Origin of the sequence: Psychrobacter sp. 1044 (genome assembly GCF_904846525.1) — a bacterium.
Taxonomy (GTDB): Bacteria; Pseudomonadota; Gammaproteobacteria; order Pseudomonadales; family Moraxellaceae; genus Psychrobacter.
Window position 1 is genome coordinate 1 of the sequence record NZ_CAJHAZ010000007.1, and the last position, 19169, is coordinate 19169.

Consider the following 19169-nt stretch of genomic DNA (forward strand, 5'->3'; position numbering starts at 1 on the left):
TAGTAGCTTTGATGCTAGCGCATCTAGGCTTCTTTTTCACCTGCTCTTTGAAATTGCACTTCATTTGTTAATCTAAGAACTAAAAAAGACAATTAAATCATATAAAAAAGCACCCGCTTAATCATAGGCGGGTGCTTTTTTATGATCTTTTAGATCGATAAAATCTAACCTTCAGGTTTTTCAATATCAGGTGGACCTGTCAGCAAATCTTCATCACGAAACTCATTGGCCGAATTATGCTCTGCTGACTCTTCGGTGACAAACCATTGCTGGTTGCGATACAGTATCAAACGATCTCGACTCAAGCCGCGTAATAATGAGTACATCATAACGACTATCACAATCGCAAAAGGGAAACCTGACACAATTGAAGCCGCTTGTAGCGCACTCAAGCCACCTGCTGCTAATAGTACGGCAGCGATAACACCCTCTGTACCTGCCCAAAATAGGCGCTGAATTTTTGGTGGATTGGCATCGCCACCTGAGGTCAACATATCAATCACAAAACTGGCCGAATCCGATGACGTGACAAACCAAAGCACAATCATCACTACGATAAGCAAGTTCAAAGCTGACGTAAATGGATAAGATTCCATCAGCTTAAAGATGGCACTGCCAGTATCTGCTTGGACAGCCTCAATCAAGCCAGGACTGATGAGGTTGGGATCAGCGGCTGCCATTAATTCCATATTAACGGCTGAACCACCGAAAGCGGTGAACCATAAGAACAAAATAGTAATAGGAATTAATAACACCCCTAAGATAAACTCACGAATGGTTCGACCACGAGAGATACGAGCCACAAACACACCAACGAAAGGCGACCAGCTTATCCACCATGCCCAATAGAAAATCGTCCATGATGCCTGCCAGTTTTCTTGACCATCATACGATTCTGTCCAAAGACCTAATGGCACAATTTGATGTAAATAATTGCCAATATTTTCTATAAAGCTATTAAAGATAAACTGGGTCGGGCCTAAAATAATCACAAAACTGAGCAATATCACAGTAAATAATATATTGGTATCACTTAAGCGCTTAATCCCTTTATCTAGCCCCATAAATAGAGACAGACCTGCCAACATAGTGATTAAGGCAATCAAAATAATTTGCACTGTAATATTATTGGGTATGCCAAATAACGTCTCAAGACCTGAGTTAATTTGCAATACCCCAAGACCTAAAGTGGTCACTACTCCAAACATCGTACCGAATACCGCTAATGTATCTACCGTATGACCCCAGCCACCATAGATCTTTTTGCCCAATATAGGATATAGTGTCGAACGAATAGCCAGCGGTAAGCCCACTCGGTAATGGAAATAAGCCAATGACAACGCGACCATGCCATAGAGCGCCCACACATGCAAACCATAGTGCAAGAACGAGATATTCATCGCTTGCTTGGCGGCAGCTACTGTTTCAGCTTCTCCTAGCGGCGGCGCCATAAAATGATACAAAGGTTCAGCCGTACCCCAATAGAGCAGGCCAATACCGATACCTGCTGAAAATAGCATGCCGATCCAAGATACTAGATTGTATTCTGGTTTCTCATTTTGATGACCAAGCCTGATATCGCCATAACGACTAAATATCATGTAAATACTCATCACCAACGTTAAGTTGACCACCACAATAAAGAACCAGCCAAAACGCAAAGACACGAATGCTTTGGCATGACCAAATAACAATTCTGCTTGCTCATTAAAAAGAGCACCAAAAATAATGAACACAAGAATTAATAACGCTGAAGTTAAAAACACAGGTTTACTTACCCGCGGAAAAGGGCCTAAGCGGCCAACTTTTACATGATCCATTTAGTCATCTCAATTTTTGAAGGGGCTCACCTTAACAAGATACTGCACAACTATCAAATCGAATCAGACACTTTATAACCTTGCTATTGGTCAACAAATAAAAAAATCCTAAGATAACGATGCATCTTAGGATTTCAAATCACAATTATTATATTGTATTTTTACGTAAAAAAAGAAGAAGCTAACTGCCTGATTCATTTCATAAAAACAGTATTAAAGCTGATATATATAATCTGCTAATCACCTTTCACGATTTTAGGCGGTCCTTTTAACAAGTGCTCATCAGCAAACTCATTGGCTGAGTTATGATCTGCGGATTCTTCGGTGATAAAGTGCTGCTGAGCGCGATACAGTATCAAACGATCTCGGCTTAAGCCACGAAGTAACGCATACATCATGACAAATATCACTAAAGCAAATGGCAGTCCAGCCACAATAGCGGCGGCTTGCAATGCGCCTAATCCGCCTGCTGCTAACAATATAGCGGCAATCAAACCTTCCATAGTCGCCCAAAATAAACGTTGAATCTTAGGTGGGTTGGTATCGCCGCCCGCCGTCAACATATCAATGACGAAACTTGCTGAATCCGATGAAGTTACGAACCATAAAACAATCATAATAACGATGAGCAAGGTAATTGGTTTCGCGAATGGATAATACTCAACCAGCTTGAAAATAGCGCTACCCGTATCTGCTTGCACCGCTTCTACCAATCCTGGACTGGCCATAGCAGGATCAAGCGCCGCTAAAAGCTCCATATGGATAGCGACACCACCGAAAGTGGTGAACCAGAAAAACAAAATCAGCATTGGAATCAATAAGACACCCAATACGAACTCACGAATGGTACGACCGCGACTGATGCGAGCGATAAATACGCCGACAAACGGTGCCCAACTTACCCACCACGCCCAATAGAATATCGTCCAACCACTCTGCCAATCCGTATTACTATAAGCCTCGCCCCATGTTGATAACGGAATCATGGCAACGACATAATTACCAATATTTTCTATAAAACTATCAAAAATAAATAAGGTTGGTCCTAAGATGACCATAAAGGCCAAGAGCACACCTGTAAAACCCATATTAATGTCACTTAGGCGCTTGATACCTTTATCAAGACCAAGCATCAATGAGCCACATGCCAATGCGGTCACAAAGGCAATAATAATAAACTGTACGGTTAAAGAATTTGGTATACCGAATAAATTTTCAAGACCTGAATTGATCTGCATAACCCCTAGACCTAAGGAAGTTACCACACCAAACATCGTGCCGAACACGGCTAGAATATCCACCGTATGACCCCAGCGACCATATATTTTCTCGCCTAATAACGGGTATAGCGTCGAGCGAATCGACAATGGCAGTCCACGGCGAAAGTGGAAGTAAGCCAGCGCCAATGCCACAATGGTATAAATCGCCCAAGCATGTAGTCCCCAATGTAAAAATGAGATACTCATGGCTTGCTTGGCGGCTTCTATTGTTTCCGCCTCACCGAGTGGTGGTGCCATAAAGTGATACAAGGGCTCAGCCGTCCCCCAATATACCAGTCCAATACCGATACCAGCAGAGAACAACATCCCTATCCAAGAAAACAAACTGTACTGCGGTTTTTCTGTTTGTTGACCTAAACGGATGTCACCATAACGGCTCGCTGCTAGATAAATACAGAATACCAGCGCAACGTTCATTAATATAACAAACATCCAGCCGAACTTATCTGTAATAAAATTCTGCAAAAAGCTAAATAACACACCAGCGGTTTCAGTAAAGAAAGCACCAAAGATAATAAATCCAATAATAAGTAGCGCTGAAGTAATAAACACAGGTTTACTTACCCGTGGAAAAGGGCCTAACCTGCCAACTTTTACATGATCCATTTGTTTGTTAGCCTTAGTTTTTTAGGAAGAATACCTTAACAAGATACCTCTCAACTATCAAATCTAATTAGCTATTTACGTTTTCCTTATTGACAGAAATAGACCAAAACCATTTAGCAGCCTAACCTACAATAGTGCAAACGCTTGGAAAGTTGAAGAGCAATGGCTACTAATCACTACTGCGGAATCAATTGTAATAAGCCACTATTATCGCCATCTTCTAACACCCAAACTTGTCCATCTACATTTAACACACTACGAATACGCTCGCCCATATCATAACGATAGCGCTCAGTCGCGCGGCTATTTTCATCAAAATCGACGACTATCAGTGCTTTAGATGATAAGCCACTAATGAGCGCATTACCTTGCCACGCTGGGAAATCATTATATTGTCCAGCGTTATAAATACTCATCGAGGACGGCGATATCACTGGCGTCCAACTAATTTTGGGCGGCGCAAACTCAGGACGCGTCTCATGGTCAGGAATATCCGTACCTGTATAGTTACGCCCATTTGATACGATTGGCCAGCCGTAGTTATGACCTTTTTCAATGAGATTAAATTCATCACCGCCCCGTGGTCCCATCTCATGCGCCCAAAGCCTACCTTTTTCATCGAATGCCATACCCAATACATTACGATGTCCTATACTCCAAAACTGTGCGGCAATGTCATTGCTATTATCTACAAAAGGATTGTCTGCTGGCACTGAGCCATCAAGATTTAACCTAATAATTTTGCCCAAATTGACGCTCATATCCTGTGCTGGTGTTTTTTCTTGGCGCTCGCCTGAACTGATATATAAATATTTTCCGTCAGGCGAGAAAAGCAAGCGATGACTATAATGCCCCTGCCCTTTTACTTTCGGTGTTTGCTCCCAAATGGGCGTAATATCCTGCAAACGTGGCGTGGCTGTATCCAATCCTATCAATGTCGCTTTGATAACTTTGGCACCAAACTTATTACTATCAGTGTCATTCCCTGCTTCAACGTAGCTCATATAGACATGATTAGAAGTAGCAAAATTTGGTGCAAGAACGATATCGCCAAGACCACCTTGCCCACCATAAGCCACTTTAGGTATACCAATGATGGTTGTTTTAGCCCCTGTTGCCGTATCAACAATGAATAACTCGCCTGTCTTTTGGGTGACAAGTAATTTAGGGGGCTCATTATTAACGGTAGGTAATGCTGTCATTGCCCAAGGCTCATCAAACGTGGCTATTTTTTTGGTGATAAAGGCAGGTTTTTCGGTACTTGCTAGCGATTCATTAGCAGAGGCTTGCCCTTCTTTATAGTCTGTTAGGTCTTCATGAGTATTGACGGCAGTTTGATTGGAGCAAGCAGGAGCACTAAACAGCAGTGCGCTGATCATTATCGGTAACATTAATGGCGTGCTTAGGTGCTGCATACTGATGATCGTCATTTTGTCGTCTCCGTAACTGTTGATATCTTATTCCTATTGCTTAGTTTTTAGTGCTTAGTTTATTTATAACATAGTCAAAGCACTCAAACCGTAAATAATAATAGCGCACAAAAAAACCCCTTACCCGCCTGTAGAAAAAATAGGCAAGTAAGAGGTTGGTTTTAAACCACGGTCAGTTAGGGTTAGATATTAATTCATGCTACGTTTCTCAAACACCAACTTATCATCTGCGCCGACATCGACTTTGATGATATCTCCTACGCCAAAATCACCAGCCAATAGCTTCAATGACAATGGGTTTTCAATTTCCTGTTGGATCGCACGTTTTAGTGGGCGTGCGCCATAGACAGGATCATAACCAATCGCAACCAGTTTGTTCATCGCATCAGCTGATAACTCAATATCCATCTCACGCTCATGCAAACGCTGGCGCAAGCGATCCAACTGAATCGCAGCAATACCTGACATCTGCGACATACCGAGCGGATGGAATACCACAATCTCGTCGATACGGTTGACAAACTCTGGGCGGAAATGCTGCCCAACTGATTCCATCACCTCAGCTTTGATGTCTTCGTAACTTTCACCGACCATCTCTTGGATTTTGTGCGAACCCAAGTTACTGGTCATAATGATGACCGTGTTTTTGAAGTCCACCACGCGACCCTGTGAGTCCGTTAAGCGACCATCGTCCAATACTTGTAGTAAGATATTGAACACATCAGGGTGCGCTTTTTCAACTTCATCAAACAAAATCACACTATAAGGCTTACGGCGTACCGCTTCGGTTAATGCACCACCTTCTTCGTAGCCCACATAACCTGGAGGCGCACCCACCAAACGACTGACACTGTGCTTCTCCATATACTCACTCATGTCGATACGAACAATCGCATCCTCACTATCGAATAAGAAGTTCGCCAGTGACTTGGTCAATTCAGTCTTCCCGACACCCGTTGGTCCTAAGAACAAGAACGAACCTGAAGGGCGATTCGGATCAGACAAACCAGCACGGCTACGGCGTACCGCATTGGCTACCGCTTCGACTGCTTCATCTTGACCGATGACGCGTTCATGGAGCTTTTCTTCCATCGCTATCATCTTGTCACGCTCGCCTTGCATCATTTTACTCACAGGAATACCTGTTGCTGCCGCTACGACTTCGGCAATTTCATTATCCGTGACTTTATTACGTAGTAGTTTTACACCACTACCTTCGCCTGTCTGCTCTTTTTGTTCTGCCAAGTCAGACTCAGTAATGCGACGCTCTAGCTGCGGAATCGTTTCATACTGCAGCTTACTCATGGTCTCGTAATCACCTTCACGACTGGCTTTGTCATAAGCGATACGCGCTTTATCCAGCTCGTCTTTTAGCTGCTGACTGCCTTTGACCAAGGCTTTTTCTGCTTGCCAAATCTCATTAAGGTCAGCGTACTCTTTTTCTAGCTCTTCAATTTGTGCATCAAGCACTTTACGCTCGGCTTGCGCACCAGCGTCTTCTTCATTTTTGAGCACTTCGCGCTGCATTTTCAACTGAATCAAGCGACTATCAAGCTTACCTAAGGCTTCAGGCTTGCTGTCCATCTCCATACGTAAACGACTGGCCGCTTCATCAATCAAGTCAATCGCTTTATCTGGCAGTTTGCGATCGGTAATATAACGATGGCTCATCCGCGCAGCAGCAATAATCGCGCTGTCTTGGATATCAACACCGTGATGCAGCTCATAACGCTCTTTTAGACCACGCAAAATCGCAATGGTGTCTTCGACCGTTGGCTCATCGACCAGTACCTTTTGAAAACGACGCTCAAGAGCCGCATCTTTTTCGATGTACTGGCGATACTCATCGAGAGTTGTCGCACCGACACAGTGTAGCTCACCACGCGCAAGCGCAGGTTTTAGCATATTACCGGCATCCATCGCACCGTCAGCTTTACCAGCACCTACTAAAGTATGTAACTCATCGATAAATAAGATGACATTGCCTTCTTGCTTTGATAAGTCGCTGAGTACCGCTTTGAGTCGCTCTTCAAACTCACCACGGAATTTTGCACCCGCAATCAATGAGCCCAAATCTAACGACAACACTTCTTTGCGGCGTAGTCCTTCTGGTACGTCACCATTGATGATTTTTTGTGCCAAACCTTCAATGATAGCCGTTTTACCAACACCTGGCTCACCAATCAGTACGGGGTTATTTTTGGTACGACGCGACAGTACTTGAATGGTACGGCGAATCTCTTCATCGCGACCAATCACAGGGTCAAGCTTACCAAGTTCCGCCTGCTCAGTTAAGTTAATCGTATATTTATTCAGCGCATCACGCTGATCTTCAGCATTTTGATTATTCACGGTATCATCACCTCGCAATTGCTCAATGACTGTTTTTAATTTACTCGCTGTTACGCCCGCACTCTCAAATATCTTTTTGGTTTCACCTTGCTCAGCGAGCGCCAACATCACCCATTCAGTGGCAATAAAATCATCGCCTTCTTTTTGCGCTTGACGGTCTGCCAAGTTCAAAATTTTAACCGAATTTGGGTTTAAATTCACATCACCTGTTGGCTCACTAATCGTTGCTTGATTGTCGAGCGCCTTTGCCACACCATTCTTTAGCGCAGGGATAGACGCGCCTGCTTGTTGGCAGATAGATAAATTAGACTCATCCTGTAGCAATACTGCAAGCAGATGCACAGGGTCAATACCTGTATGGTCACGCCCCAATGCTAGGCTCTGTGCTTCTTGAATGGCTGATTGTAGTTTCTGGGTAAATTTTTCGAACCTCATAATTGTGTCCTTTTATAATTAGTATTATCAGTCAGTGGATGCAACATAAAATACCGAACGCGCCGCATTTAAAACATAGCGCTTATCGTTAGTTTTATCGTGTCTCAATCACCGTTAGTTGTTATATATATAGGGTATAACATACAAGATTTCAACCTACTTATGCAAGTTGTCAATCAATATCTATGACTTATTAGTAAATACTGAAAAATAGTAAGATTTTATATAGGTAAAAACCTTACCCATAGCAATGATATTATCACAAACTATCAATAGGCACACTAAGAGAATATTTCAAGAGAATAAATAAAAAAACAACTAAAAGAGAGGCTTGCTCAACAATGAAAGGCAAGCAAGAGACAGCTATAGCAGAGATTTTAATACGCTGTAACTGCTAGAAATGTACTACACGATAGTAAGCATTAACATAACGCTCACTCTACAATTTCTATCGATGTACCAACCTTAACTGCCGCCATAATCTCATCCATCTCATTATCAGTGACCGCAATGCAACCATCGGTCCAATCACGTTGTTGGTTAATCCACGCTAGATGACCGAAGCCGTTCATCTGCCCATGAATCATAATATCGCCACCAGGATGGACGCCGCGTGATCGTGCCCGAGCTTTGTCCGCAGCATTGGGGTAGCTTATATGGATGGAGCGATGGGCAATAGAGTTCTCATTCTTATAATCTAAGATGTACGCCCCCACGGGTGTACGCTCATCGCCTTGCTGCTGTTTATGACCAACCGGACTATCCCCTAGCGCAATACGATAGGACTTAATGACTTTATCACCACTCAATAGCTGCAAAATACGGTCGGATTTATCGACAAAAACTTTATCGATAACCACCGTACTAGAAATAGGCTGACCATTATTGCCTGTACTTTTTGCATCCGAGGAGGCTGTTTTGACATACCCTATCGCACTGGTGCTCATAATAGTGGTCAGTCCCAGTCCTATCACGACAAACAATCGACGCGGCTTTTTGCTAAAATGTAGAGAAAAAAATGACATAGGCTTTAATAACTCCGTTTAGCGTTAGAGAGTGAAATGGCAACATACCACGCTATTAACTTACCAAAGCACCATGCCAGTTTTTGTGAAAATTTCATGGATAACACTAGGGTCTTTTGAACATAAAAACTTCGTTAATGCCATTACACCATACGAATCGCGCCATCTAAGCGAATGACTTCTCCATTGAGATAGGCATTATCAATGATATGCATGACCAACTTGGCAAACTCATTGGGATTACCCAGACGCTTAGGATAAGGTACGCTAGCCTCTAGTTGTTCGCGCGCTTTTTCAGGGATAGTCTCCATCATCGGTGTGGCAAAGACGCCCGGCGCGATAGTCATCACGCGAATACCATGACGTGCCAGCTCACGTGCTAGCGGTAAAGTCAGACCGACGACACCTGCTTTTGACGATGAATAGCTTGCTTGTCCTACTTGCCCATCAAAAGCTGCGATAGAAGCCGTATTAATAATGACGCCATTATCAGCGTTTTTCTCTACGGAGCTGTCTGCGTTATTGGCATTTGCTACACGCTTTGCAATACTGGCTGCGACCAAACGCGCGACATTAAAAGAACCGACAAGATTAATATTGACGCCGCGACTAAAATTATCGAGATCTGCTGGGTTATTATCACGATCCAGCAGCTTTTGCACCACAGCGATGCCCGCACAGTTGATAGACCCTTGCAAACCGCCAAATTGTTTTTCAGCCGTATCCACAGCCGCTTTCACCTCATCACTACTGGTCACATCACAGCGTGTAAAACGCGCATTGTCACCTAGCTCATCTACCAACGCTTGACCAGCTGATTCATTCAGATCTGCGATGACGACGTTACCGCCTTGCTTGACAATAGCGCGAACCACGGCCTCTCCCAAACCTGATGCACCGCCTGTGACCAAAAAGCTCTGTTGTTCAATGTGCATAATTATTCCTTTTATTAATGTTTTTACTGTTATTTTTATCAGTCATCGATTTTTATCTTAACCTGACAATATGAGTGCATTGCTTCATTAGGCCGCAGACAAACTGCGCAGCAAAAAGCGCTGAATTTTACCACTTGGGGTTTTTGGCAACTCTTTCACAAACTCAACCTCACGTGGATAAGCATGCGTTGATAGACGCTTGCGTACCAAGTCTTGAATCTCCTTGGCAATCTCGTCTGTGCCTTCGATACCGTCTTTTAGTACCACATACGACTTAATGGTATGACCACGCACTTCGTCTGGCACTCCAACTGCCGCTGACTCTGCGACTGCCTCATGCTCCAGCACGGTATTTTCAACATCGGTTGGTCCAACTCGGTAACCTGCGGTAATGATAATGTCGTCATCACGCCCTGAAAACCAATAGCTGCCATCACTGTGGCGCTCAACCACGTCGCCTGTTAAATAGTAATCATCAGCAAAAGCGTCTTTTTCGTTCCAGCTATAACCACGGAAATAAAATGCGGGCGATTGACTGACCACTACGGCAAGCTGTCCTTGTTCGCCATCAGCTAATATATTCATATCATCATCTAACACTACCAATGTGTGCCCCGGTAGCGCCATGCCCATCGAGCCAACCGGACATTCATGTGCTAATGCATGGTGCTCACAGCAAGTCATTCCAGTCTCGGTTTGCCCATACTGATCGCAGACTTTACAGTTTAAATAGGTTTCAACCCAATTGACCACTTCGGTATTTAAGGTCTCGCCTGCTGAATTGGCACAGCGCAGTGATAGTTTAGCCTCATTGTCATTATTATTGTCATGGTAAGATTTTTCAAACACGCCACTCGATTTCATCATCCGAAACGCTGTCGGTGAGGACGCCAAATTACTAATCTTATGACGTACCATAAAATCACGAGTATTTTGTGCATCAAAGCCAGCTTCATTAAAATACGTTGTTACCCCTAATAACAAAGGTCCTGTAATCGCATAATAAAGACCGTATGCCCAGCCTGGATCAGCCATGTTCCAGTAATTATCATCCGCTCGCAAGTCAATCGCATAGCGCATGTAGAGATAAAACGCTGAGAGCGCACTTAGCGGCACACTAACGCCTTTTGATTTGCCAACCGTACCCGAGGTAAACATTTGCAGAAAGGGTGCATCGGTATCTAATGAAACCGCGTCTACCGTTTGCGACTGCGTTGCGACCTTTTCAGCGTAGCTATCATCACCCCAGCTTTGCGCATCTACTTTGCTGCCAACCAGCACCATTTTGGTTTGCTTCGCTAAGTCGTCAAACTTGCCACGATTTTCTTGATTGGTAAAAACCACTTTGGTATTGGCTTTGTCCATCCGATACTTAATCGAATCATAGCCAAAGGCGGTAAATAACGGCTGATAAACCGCGCCGATCCGCCAAGTCGCGAGTACAATGGTGAGCAGCTCAGGAGTGCGAGGTAACATGGTCGCTACTTGGTCACCAACTTGTACGCCATAAGACAACAATAAATTGGCGACTTGTGCGCTTGCCTTATCAAGCTCAGCAAAGCTCATGCGCGTTACATTGCCCGACGTATCTTCATGCACCAGTGCAATATTATCACCGCGACCATCACGCACATGACGACCGCAACACGCCATATAAGCATTCAAGCGATCGTCTAAATGCTCGCCAAATATTTCTGTCAATAGCGCGTTCATATCAAAATTATGATAGTAATCGCTGTAGCTCATTGGCAGGTGTGCAGTATGATTTGAAGTGGTATTTACAACTGATGGGTCTGAAGAAGAGGTGTTCATAAGCTAATCCTTTAGCAATAGCAGGTAACGGACGAAATAAGAGAATTGTCAGCAGAAAAACAGGCATATCCTAGCAACTGTTTTTTCTGCTTGTTCGCACATATCAATGTGCATAGACTCTATTAGTAACGCATTTTAATATTTATTTCAATACATAACGTATCATTTTTATAATTCAATCACAAACTCTTGATGGAACTTCATTTCAAAGCACTCAGCAGCCACTTAAAAATCCCAGCAGCGCCTTTTCTTCATAACTTTGATGCTGTTTAGTACGACCACGGCGCGCTTGTTTATAAGGTTCAAAGAACTGCCCCGCCAAAAAGTGCTCTATAATAATGGGATTAATATAAGAAGATCGGCAGACAGCAGACGTATTGCCCAGCTCATCAGCGACACTTTTTACCATATCAGTCACCAGTTGCTGACGCTCTTTACTATCAGGTTCACTGGCTAATATTGCTTTGCCCTGAGCGCTCTGTAGCTCATCATGCAGGTAACTGGCGGCAAGGACACTGGCCATCCAAGTACGAAAGTCCTTTGCGCTATATAAGTTACCGCTATGCATCTCACTGTCACGACTATGACTATGACTATGACCGCTAGTATGCATGCGTAGATAGTCATTGATATCGCTACTGTCGACGACTTGCTTGTGACCATCGTCATCTAAATATTTAAAAATCTGATAACCAGGTAGCTCAGAACAGGCTTGTACAATGTCAATCAAGCGCTCATCTTGCAACTCTATATGATGCTCTTTGGCACTCTTACCGACGAAATCAAACGCCAGTCCGTTATCAGTTTCGCTCACGTGCTTACTGCGTAGAGTACTCAAACCATAGCTTTTATTGAGCTTGGCATAGCGGCTGTTACCGATACGAATCAAGGTTGTTTCTAATAGTTTGACCACTGCTGATAAGACATTTTCACGGGATAATGATTTAGCTTTCAAGTCTTTTTCAACTTGTGCACGTAGATTCGGCAATGCTCTAGCGAAGCCTATCATGGCATCGAACTTGGCTTGATCACGTACGCGATCCCACTCAGGGTGATATAAGTATTGTTTTCGTGCTTTGTCATCGCGCCCCGTCGATTGCAAGTGCCCTTTATCATCTTGGCATATCCAAACCTCTGACCACATCGGTGGTATCACTAGCGCATTAAAACGCTGTCGCAAGGCTTTGTCTTTGACCGTTTTGCCTGTGGCATCTTTATAAGTAAACCCGCGCCCCCAACGCATACGCGTAAACCCAAGCTCATCATCACTGACATAGCGCAGATTAGCAAGGCGAGCGAGTTTTTCATAATCATGGCGTATGTCTTGCGTGGTTGTTTGGTCATTTAGCGTCGCCATAATAGATACTCGATTGATAAAATAGTCGTTTTAGCATAATGAATTGCGATGGTTTTTGCTGTTTATTTGCCACGAGCAAAGTGTAATCGATGTGTAAAAAAACATGCTTAAAAGGGTTCTAAATAATGAGCTTTTGAGCCATAATTTGACAACAATCACAATTTAATTTGAATAAAGCACAATGAAAAATACTTCTATAAAGATAGCAGCATTATCTAAAGACGATTACGAATTTTGGTTACCTTTGTGGCAAAACTATCTAAAATTTTATGAGACCAGTTTGCCATCAAGTACCATCCAAAACACGTGGCACAGTTTGCTCGATAGTAACGTGCCGATTTATGGTTTTGGTGCTTGGCAGGACGACAAGTTAGTAGGTATCACCCATGTGGTGCTACACCCCAATACTTGGAATATCACTGAATGCTGTTACTTAGAGGATCTTTATGTTAGTGAGTCTGTGCGCGGGCAAGGCGTGGGACGCGCACTAATTGAAAAGGTATATGAGTTCGCTCGTAGTAAAAACTGCAACCGTGTGTATTGGACGACACAAGAGGGCAACACCACGGCGCGCAAACTCTATGACGCAATCGCCACTCAAACAGATATGGTGCAATATCGTAAGAACTTATAATGGTTGTCCAATGCTTTATGACTCAAATTTATCTCAAAATGCAACCATAAAAAAACGCCAAGCGTTAAACGCTTGGCGTTAATCTGTTGACTACTACTCTAAAAATGCTTATTTACCATAAACACATAAATAAGCCGTTTCTACTGCCACTTTTACTTGAAACTTCTGATTGGCTTCAACAGTAAATTGCTCACCTGCATTAAAGGTTTGCCACTCATCACTTTCTGGCAATTTGACCGTCAATGCACCACTGACCACGCTCATGGTTTCAAATTCGCTGGTGCCAAATTCGTACTCGCCAATTTCCATCACGCCAACTGTTGCAGGCTTGGTCGCCGTTTGAAAGGCAATAGAAGTGACTTTATTATCAAAATAACTGTTAACGCTTGGCATAATTTTCCTTAATTAAATATTAGTTACTATTTTATTTTACAGTCCCGCTTTTAGGCTCGCTTCGATAAATTGATCGAGGTCGCCATCGAGTACCGCACCAGTATTAAAGGTTTCAACGCCAGTACGCAAGTCTTTGATACGTGAATCATCGAGTACATAAGAGCGAATTTGACTGCCCCAACCGACGTCTGACTTGCCATCCTCGACCGCTTGCTGAGATTCCATCCGTTTTTGCATCTCAAGCTCATAAAGCTTGGCACGCAGCAACTTCATCGCCGTCGCTTTGTTCCCATGTTGGCTACGTTCGTTCTGACAAGTGACCACCACGCCACTTGGCTCGTGGGTGATACGTACCGCAGAATCGGTGGTGTTCACATGCTGACCACCTGCGCCAGATGAACGATAAGTATCAATACGCAAATCTGCTGGATTGATATCAATCTCGATATTATCATCAATTTCAGGCGACACAAAAACGGCAGCAAACGAGGTATGACGACCGTTATTGCTATCAAATGGCGATTTACGGACTAAGCGATGCACGCCGATTTCGGTACGTAACCAACCAAAAGCATAATCCCCTTTAATCTCAATCGTTGCTGATTTAATACCAGCCACGCTACCAGAAGACACTTCAATAACTTCAACTTTGAAGCCATGCGATTCCGCCCAGCGTGTATACATACGCAACAGCATCTCTGCCCAATCCTGCGCCTCAGTGCCACCACTACCCGACTGGATATCTAAGTAGCAGTTATTAGGATCCATCTCACCGCTAAACATGCGACGGAACTCTAAATCAGCAACGCGTTTCTCCGCATTGTCGAGCTCTGCTTGCACATCCGCCAGCAAGGATTCATCCTCTGCTTCTACCGCCAGCTCAAGCATGGCAGACGCATCTTCCAATGTGCTCTCAAGCGACACCACAACATCGATGACGCCATCAAGCTGGCTTTTTTCTTTATTAATTTTAGTCGCACGCTCTGGATCATTCCATAGCTCGGGGTTTTCTAACTCTAAATTGACTTCTTCTAAGCGTTCTTGCTTACCATCGAAGTCAAAGATACCTCCGCAAGTCCTGCCCACGCTCTGATAAATCTTTGATTCGTTCTTGATACGGATTGATTTCCATAAGGTTTCCTGTCTTTTTAAATAAATATCTCACTGATATGGCGCTATTTTAAATGAGATTGACGATAAATAGTTGGCTAATTATGACTGGCTTTATATTAAATAACGTTAAACAGCCTAAATCGACCAATCCTCAACCGCCCAGCGATGGGCTAACGCATGCGCATGCAGCGCGTCATCAGGTGACACACAAATAGCCACATCCGCCCACTCAAGCAGTGGAATGTCATTTTTGGAATCTGAATAAGCATAAGTTTTATCAAACTCAACACCCGCTGATTGCTGCTTCTCTAGCCATTTATTTAAATGGTAAATCTTACCCTCTTTAAAGTTTGGTTTGTCGGTAAGTTTGCCCGTATAGCGCTCATTTTTTATCTCAAGCGGCGTTGATAGCACATTGGCACCTTCGATCCCAAAACGCTTGGCGATAGCCGAAACCACAAAATCATTGGTCGCAGAAATAATCACCACCTCATGACCTTTTTCAACATGCTGACAGAGCACTTCCATCGCTTTTGGGCGTATGTGCGGCTCAATTTCACTTTTAATATAGTCTTCTCGTAGCTCATGCAATCTATCCATCGGCAAGCTCCTCAAAAACTGCGCCACAAATTCATTATATTCCGTCGCATCAAGCGTACCTTCGATATAGTCTTGGTAAAACTTTTGATTGGCCGTGCGGTATTGCGCTTCATCGACGAGGTCGTGCTTGACGATATACTCGCCCCATAAATAGTCGCTATCGACGTCGAGCAAAGTATGGTCTAAATCAAAAAGTGCCAGCTCTTTTGGAGAAAGTTGTGCTTGTGTTGCCTGCATAATGAGACCTTATTATTGTTTGTTGAAAGACAGAAATACAACTGGTTTTTAATAACTTCCGCTTTATAGATAAATAATGATATGAAAAAATTTTTCGTGAATACTACTGTTTACCAAACAAAATTATGGTAACTTTATTTATATAACTTGTGGTTAGGGCGTGTCCTCGCTCTGAACGAAAGCGCCTAAATGGTGCTAAAAATGGTGATACGCCCTAGTATCTGTTTTGCTTACTTCATCATAAAAATAGAGAATCGCATGGAAGCGCCTGATATCAAAACTGTTTTGCCAAGTAAAACGCGTCGCCCTGCCCGTTCAATCAAAGAAATCAGACAACGTCAGCTGGGTAAAAGCTATCAATCACCTTTCGACCGTATACTGTATGCGCTCTTAAATGGTGTGATGTACGGAGTTGGCGGTTTACTGATCGATCTTGCTATCGTGGTTATTCGCTCAATAGCTGGTATAGGTAATGGCGACGTTTTTTGGTTATTCACCCCATTTATGTTGGTCATAGGCGCAATCATGGGTTTTATCGTTGGTAAAAATGCTGGCGCTGAAAGCGTCAATGCGCTCAACATCAACGAAACAGCCAATCATAACGCTTACCTTAATGACTATTCTATACGCCACGATATTTTTCGCGGACTGATTATTGGCATCATCATTTTTGCCATTATTTGGCTGGTCATGATGCTGATGGTATAAAGCTTCCCTATGTAAAAAACGTTTGCATGATGTATATAAAAACAATAGATCAATACCAGACAGTTCGCGGATGCTTTATAAATTTCTGCTTAATCAGGCATGGCTACTTCTGTTAAGCCCGTTTTAAATTTTTGACAACGCTCCGCATAATGCATCGCTGATAATTTCAACATCGCTGCTTGCTCGTCCGTTAAGGTTTTGACCACCTTTGCAGGCGCACCCATGACGAGTGAGTTGTCTGGAATCTCTTTGCCTTCAGTGACCAATGCCTTAGCACCAATAATGCAATTTTTACCAATTTTGGCATTATTTAATACCACTGCGCCAATACCAATCAAACTGTTATCACCGACTTCGCAGCCGTGCAGCATCGCTAAATGACCAATGGTGACATAGTTGCCGATTTTGACCTCAATACCTGCATCAGTATGAATGACGCTGTTTTCTTGCACATTACTATAATCGCCGACATGAATGCGCTCATTATCCCCGCGAATCACTGCCCCAAACCACACGTTAGCTTGATGACCCAAATAGACATCACCTATCACTCGTGCTGAGTCTGCGACCCAACCATTAAAAGGTACCGCGAATTCGGGCACCTTGTCTAAATATTGATAAATCATAACGGCTCCTTGTTATATATAGTAATGAAATAGGTCAATCATGAAAATTAGTCATGAAAATTAGTCATGAAAGCGAATCATGAAAACCAGATATTTCGATTTGCTGTCCATTGTGGCAAAGCCAAAAGGGAAAATCCAGCGCTATTAACGGCTAATAATTAAAGGCATACTTTTCAATCTAAAAATCGGCTGGCTATCTGCGGGCATATTGTATATAATGCGCAAAATCTGTGCCTAAGCGAGCGGACATGATGCAAGTTACCTATTCACTATCTAGTGGGTTTTGTAGTTTCCATCAATAATGTCTTCTCGCTTTTTTGTGGGAAAATTTTGGGTTTAGGTGTTTTTCAGTATCCATTAATAGCAATTTTTGCGATACAAAAAGCCGCGTTCAATCCAAAATTTCATCATAAAAAATTATGGCACTCACTAATAACAGCGGAGGCAAACCTTGAATTCATCGGCAGAAATACAAGCAATTTTGGCATTAGCAGACGGTACGATTTTTCGCGGTGTGAGTATCGGCAGTCTTGGTCATCGTGTCGGTGAGGTGGTGTTTAATACAGCCATGACAGGGTATCAAGAAATCCTAACCGACCCAAGTTATGCGCGCCAGCTAGTGACCCTCACCTATCCGCACATCGGCAATACTGGTACCAATAGCGAGGACACTGAGTCTGGCAATGGTCATCAGGTATGGGCAGACGGTCTTATCATCCGTGATGCAACGATGGTTACCTCAAACTTCCGTAACTCAGAATCATTAAGCGATTATTTATCACGTAACGATACCGTTGCAATCGCTGAGATTGATACCCGTCAATTGACTCGTCTACTACGTGATAAAGGCGCACAAAATGGCTGTATTATGACCGCCTCAGACGGCGAGACAATCAGCGCTGCTGACGAGCAACAAGCCATCAAATTGGCACAAGAGTTTGCTGGTATCGAAGGCATGGACTTGGCAAAAGAATGCTGTACTAAAGAGACGTTCGAATGGACAGCAGGTACGTGGGATTTATCAGATACCCTACTTAACCGTGATGCCATTGGCAGTCATGATAGCGGTACAGGCGGGTTTTTCAAGCAACTAGGTACGCATATCGAAGCAAAATACAATGTCGTCGCTTATGACTTCGGTAGCAAAACCAATATCTTGCGTATGCTGGTTGACCGCGGCTGTCATGTAACCGTCGTTCCTGCACAAACGCCTATCGCAGATGTGCTGGCGATGAACCCAGATGGTATCTTTTTATCAAACGGTCCTGGCGACCCTGCAGCCTGCGACTATGCTATCGATGCCGTACGTCATATCATTGAAAAAACTGATGTGCCAACCTTTGGTATCTGTTTAGGTCATCAGTTGATTGGTCTAGCTAGCGGTGCAAACACCATTAAAATGAAAACCGGTCATCACGGTGCCAACCATCCAGTTCAAGATTTAGCGACTGGCACAGTTATGATTACCAGTCAAAATCATGGCTTTGCGGTTGATGAAGACACGCTGCCTGCTAATGTTAAATCGACCCATCGCTCACTATTTGACGGTACCAACCAAGGTATCGAGCTAACTAATAAGCCGGTCTTTAGCTTCCAAGGTCACCCAGAAGCCAGCCCAGGTCCGCATGACTGCGCGCCACTGTTTGATAAGTTTGCTGAGATGATGGCAGCGGCTAAAGCTTAAGCAGTTAATCAGCTTTTAGGTATCAGTCATTAGCAAACAGTAAGTATTCGTTATACAGCTTAGATCACGCATGATGGTTTAAGCTGCGCCACGCAAAATATCGTTTTATTAAAGTGTTGTTT

Annotated in this window: 15 protein-coding genes; 3 read left to right on the top strand and 12 right to left on the bottom strand. The window is 43.4% G+C overall.

The genetic code is table 11. The features are described 5' to 3' along the window. Positions 1–164 precede the first annotated feature (164 nt). The 8 genes from JMX82_RS06030 to JMX82_RS06065 all read right to left on the bottom strand — a co-directional run bounded on the left by JMX82_RS06030 (position 165) and on the right by JMX82_RS06065 (position 13052). Positions 165–1820: a BCCT family transporter gene (locus JMX82_RS06030; RefSeq protein ID WP_201539867.1), complete on the bottom strand. Its 1656-nt coding sequence runs from the start codon at positions 1818–1820 to the stop codon at positions 165–167. A gap of 236 nt (positions 1821–2056) precedes the next feature. Further along, positions 2057–3706 (bottom strand): BCCT family transporter, encoded by a 1650-nt coding sequence (locus tag JMX82_RS06035; RefSeq protein WP_201539868.1) that lies wholly within the window; start codon positions 3704–3706, stop codon positions 2057–2059. Positions 3707–3882: 176 nt separating this feature from the next. Beyond that, entirely contained in the window at positions 3883–5136 is a 1254-nt protein-coding gene (locus JMX82_RS06040; protein WP_201539869.1) for a PQQ-dependent sugar dehydrogenase, read from the bottom strand. Positions 5137–5325: 189 nt separating this feature from the next. Further along, entirely contained in the window at positions 5326–7923 is a 2598-nt protein-coding gene (clpB, locus tag JMX82_RS06045; protein ID WP_201539870.1) for an ATP-dependent chaperone ClpB, read from the bottom strand. A 434-nt stretch (positions 7924–8357) separates the two neighbouring features. After that, the gene (locus JMX82_RS06050; protein WP_201539871.1) at positions 8358–8948 is read right to left on the bottom strand and encodes a L,D-transpeptidase family protein; all 591 of its coding nucleotides are present in this window, start codon (positions 8946–8948) and stop codon (positions 8358–8360) included. A gap of 143 nt (positions 8949–9091) precedes the next feature. Further along, complete coding sequence (locus JMX82_RS06055) at positions 9092–9883, bottom strand: SDR family NAD(P)-dependent oxidoreductase (protein WP_201539872.1); 792 nt, start codon at positions 9881–9883, stop codon at positions 9092–9094. Positions 9884–9970: 87 nt separating this feature from the next. Further along, positions 9971–11695: an AMP-binding protein gene (locus JMX82_RS06060; protein ID WP_201539873.1), complete on the bottom strand. Its 1725-nt coding sequence runs from the start codon at positions 11693–11695 to the stop codon at positions 9971–9973. Positions 11696–11909: 214 nt separating this feature from the next. Continuing rightward, complete coding sequence (locus JMX82_RS06065) at positions 11910–13052, bottom strand: DNA topoisomerase IB (protein WP_201539874.1); 1143 nt, start codon at positions 13050–13052, stop codon at positions 11910–11912. A gap of 181 nt (positions 13053–13233) precedes the next feature. Between JMX82_RS06065 and JMX82_RS06070 the strand changes: the two genes are divergently transcribed. Continuing rightward, a complete protein-coding gene (locus tag JMX82_RS06070; protein WP_201539875.1) occupies positions 13234–13686 on the top strand; it encodes a GNAT family N-acetyltransferase in 453 nt (150 codons plus the stop codon). A 108-nt stretch (positions 13687–13794) separates the two neighbouring features. Here JMX82_RS06070 and JMX82_RS06075 read toward each other — a convergent pair whose 3' ends face one another. From JMX82_RS06075 to JMX82_RS06085, 3 genes are all read right to left on the bottom strand, one after another. Beyond that, positions 13795–14079, bottom strand: a complete 285-nt coding sequence (locus tag JMX82_RS06075) for a pyrimidine/purine nucleoside phosphorylase (RefSeq protein WP_045445514.1) — start codon at positions 14077–14079, stop codon at positions 13795–13797. 36 nt (positions 14080–14115) lie between these two features. Further along, positions 14116–15211, bottom strand: a protein-coding gene (gene prfB / locus JMX82_RS06080) for a peptide chain release factor 2 (protein WP_157292386.1) whose coding sequence is annotated in 2 segments (ribosomal slippage) — positions 14116–15138 and positions 15140–15211 — 1095 coding nt in all. Because the reading frame shifts where the segments join, the coding sequence is not laid out codon by codon here. Positions 15212–15327: 116 nt separating this feature from the next. Beyond that, positions 15328–16029, bottom strand: coding sequence for an HAD family hydrolase (locus tag JMX82_RS06085; protein ID WP_201539876.1), 702 nt, complete (start codon positions 16027–16029; stop codon positions 15328–15330). A gap of 201 nt (positions 16030–16230) precedes the next feature. Between JMX82_RS06085 and JMX82_RS06090 the strand changes: the two genes are divergently transcribed. Next, a complete protein-coding gene (locus tag JMX82_RS06090) occupies positions 16231–16737 on the top strand; it encodes a hypothetical protein (RefSeq protein WP_201539877.1) in 507 nt (168 codons plus the stop codon). 89 nt (positions 16738–16826) lie between these two features. On the opposite strand, the gene JMX82_RS06095 is transcribed toward JMX82_RS06090, so the two are convergent. Further along, positions 16827–17363 (bottom strand): gamma carbonic anhydrase family protein, encoded by a 537-nt coding sequence (locus JMX82_RS06095; protein WP_201539878.1) that lies wholly within the window; start codon positions 17361–17363, stop codon positions 16827–16829. 451 nt (positions 17364–17814) lie between these two features. On the opposite strand from JMX82_RS06095, the gene carA reads away from it, so the two are divergent. After that, entirely contained in the window at positions 17815–19047 is a 1233-nt protein-coding gene (carA, locus tag JMX82_RS06100) for a glutamine-hydrolyzing carbamoyl-phosphate synthase small subunit (protein ID WP_201539879.1), read from the top strand. Positions 19048–19169: the final 122 nt, after the last annotated feature.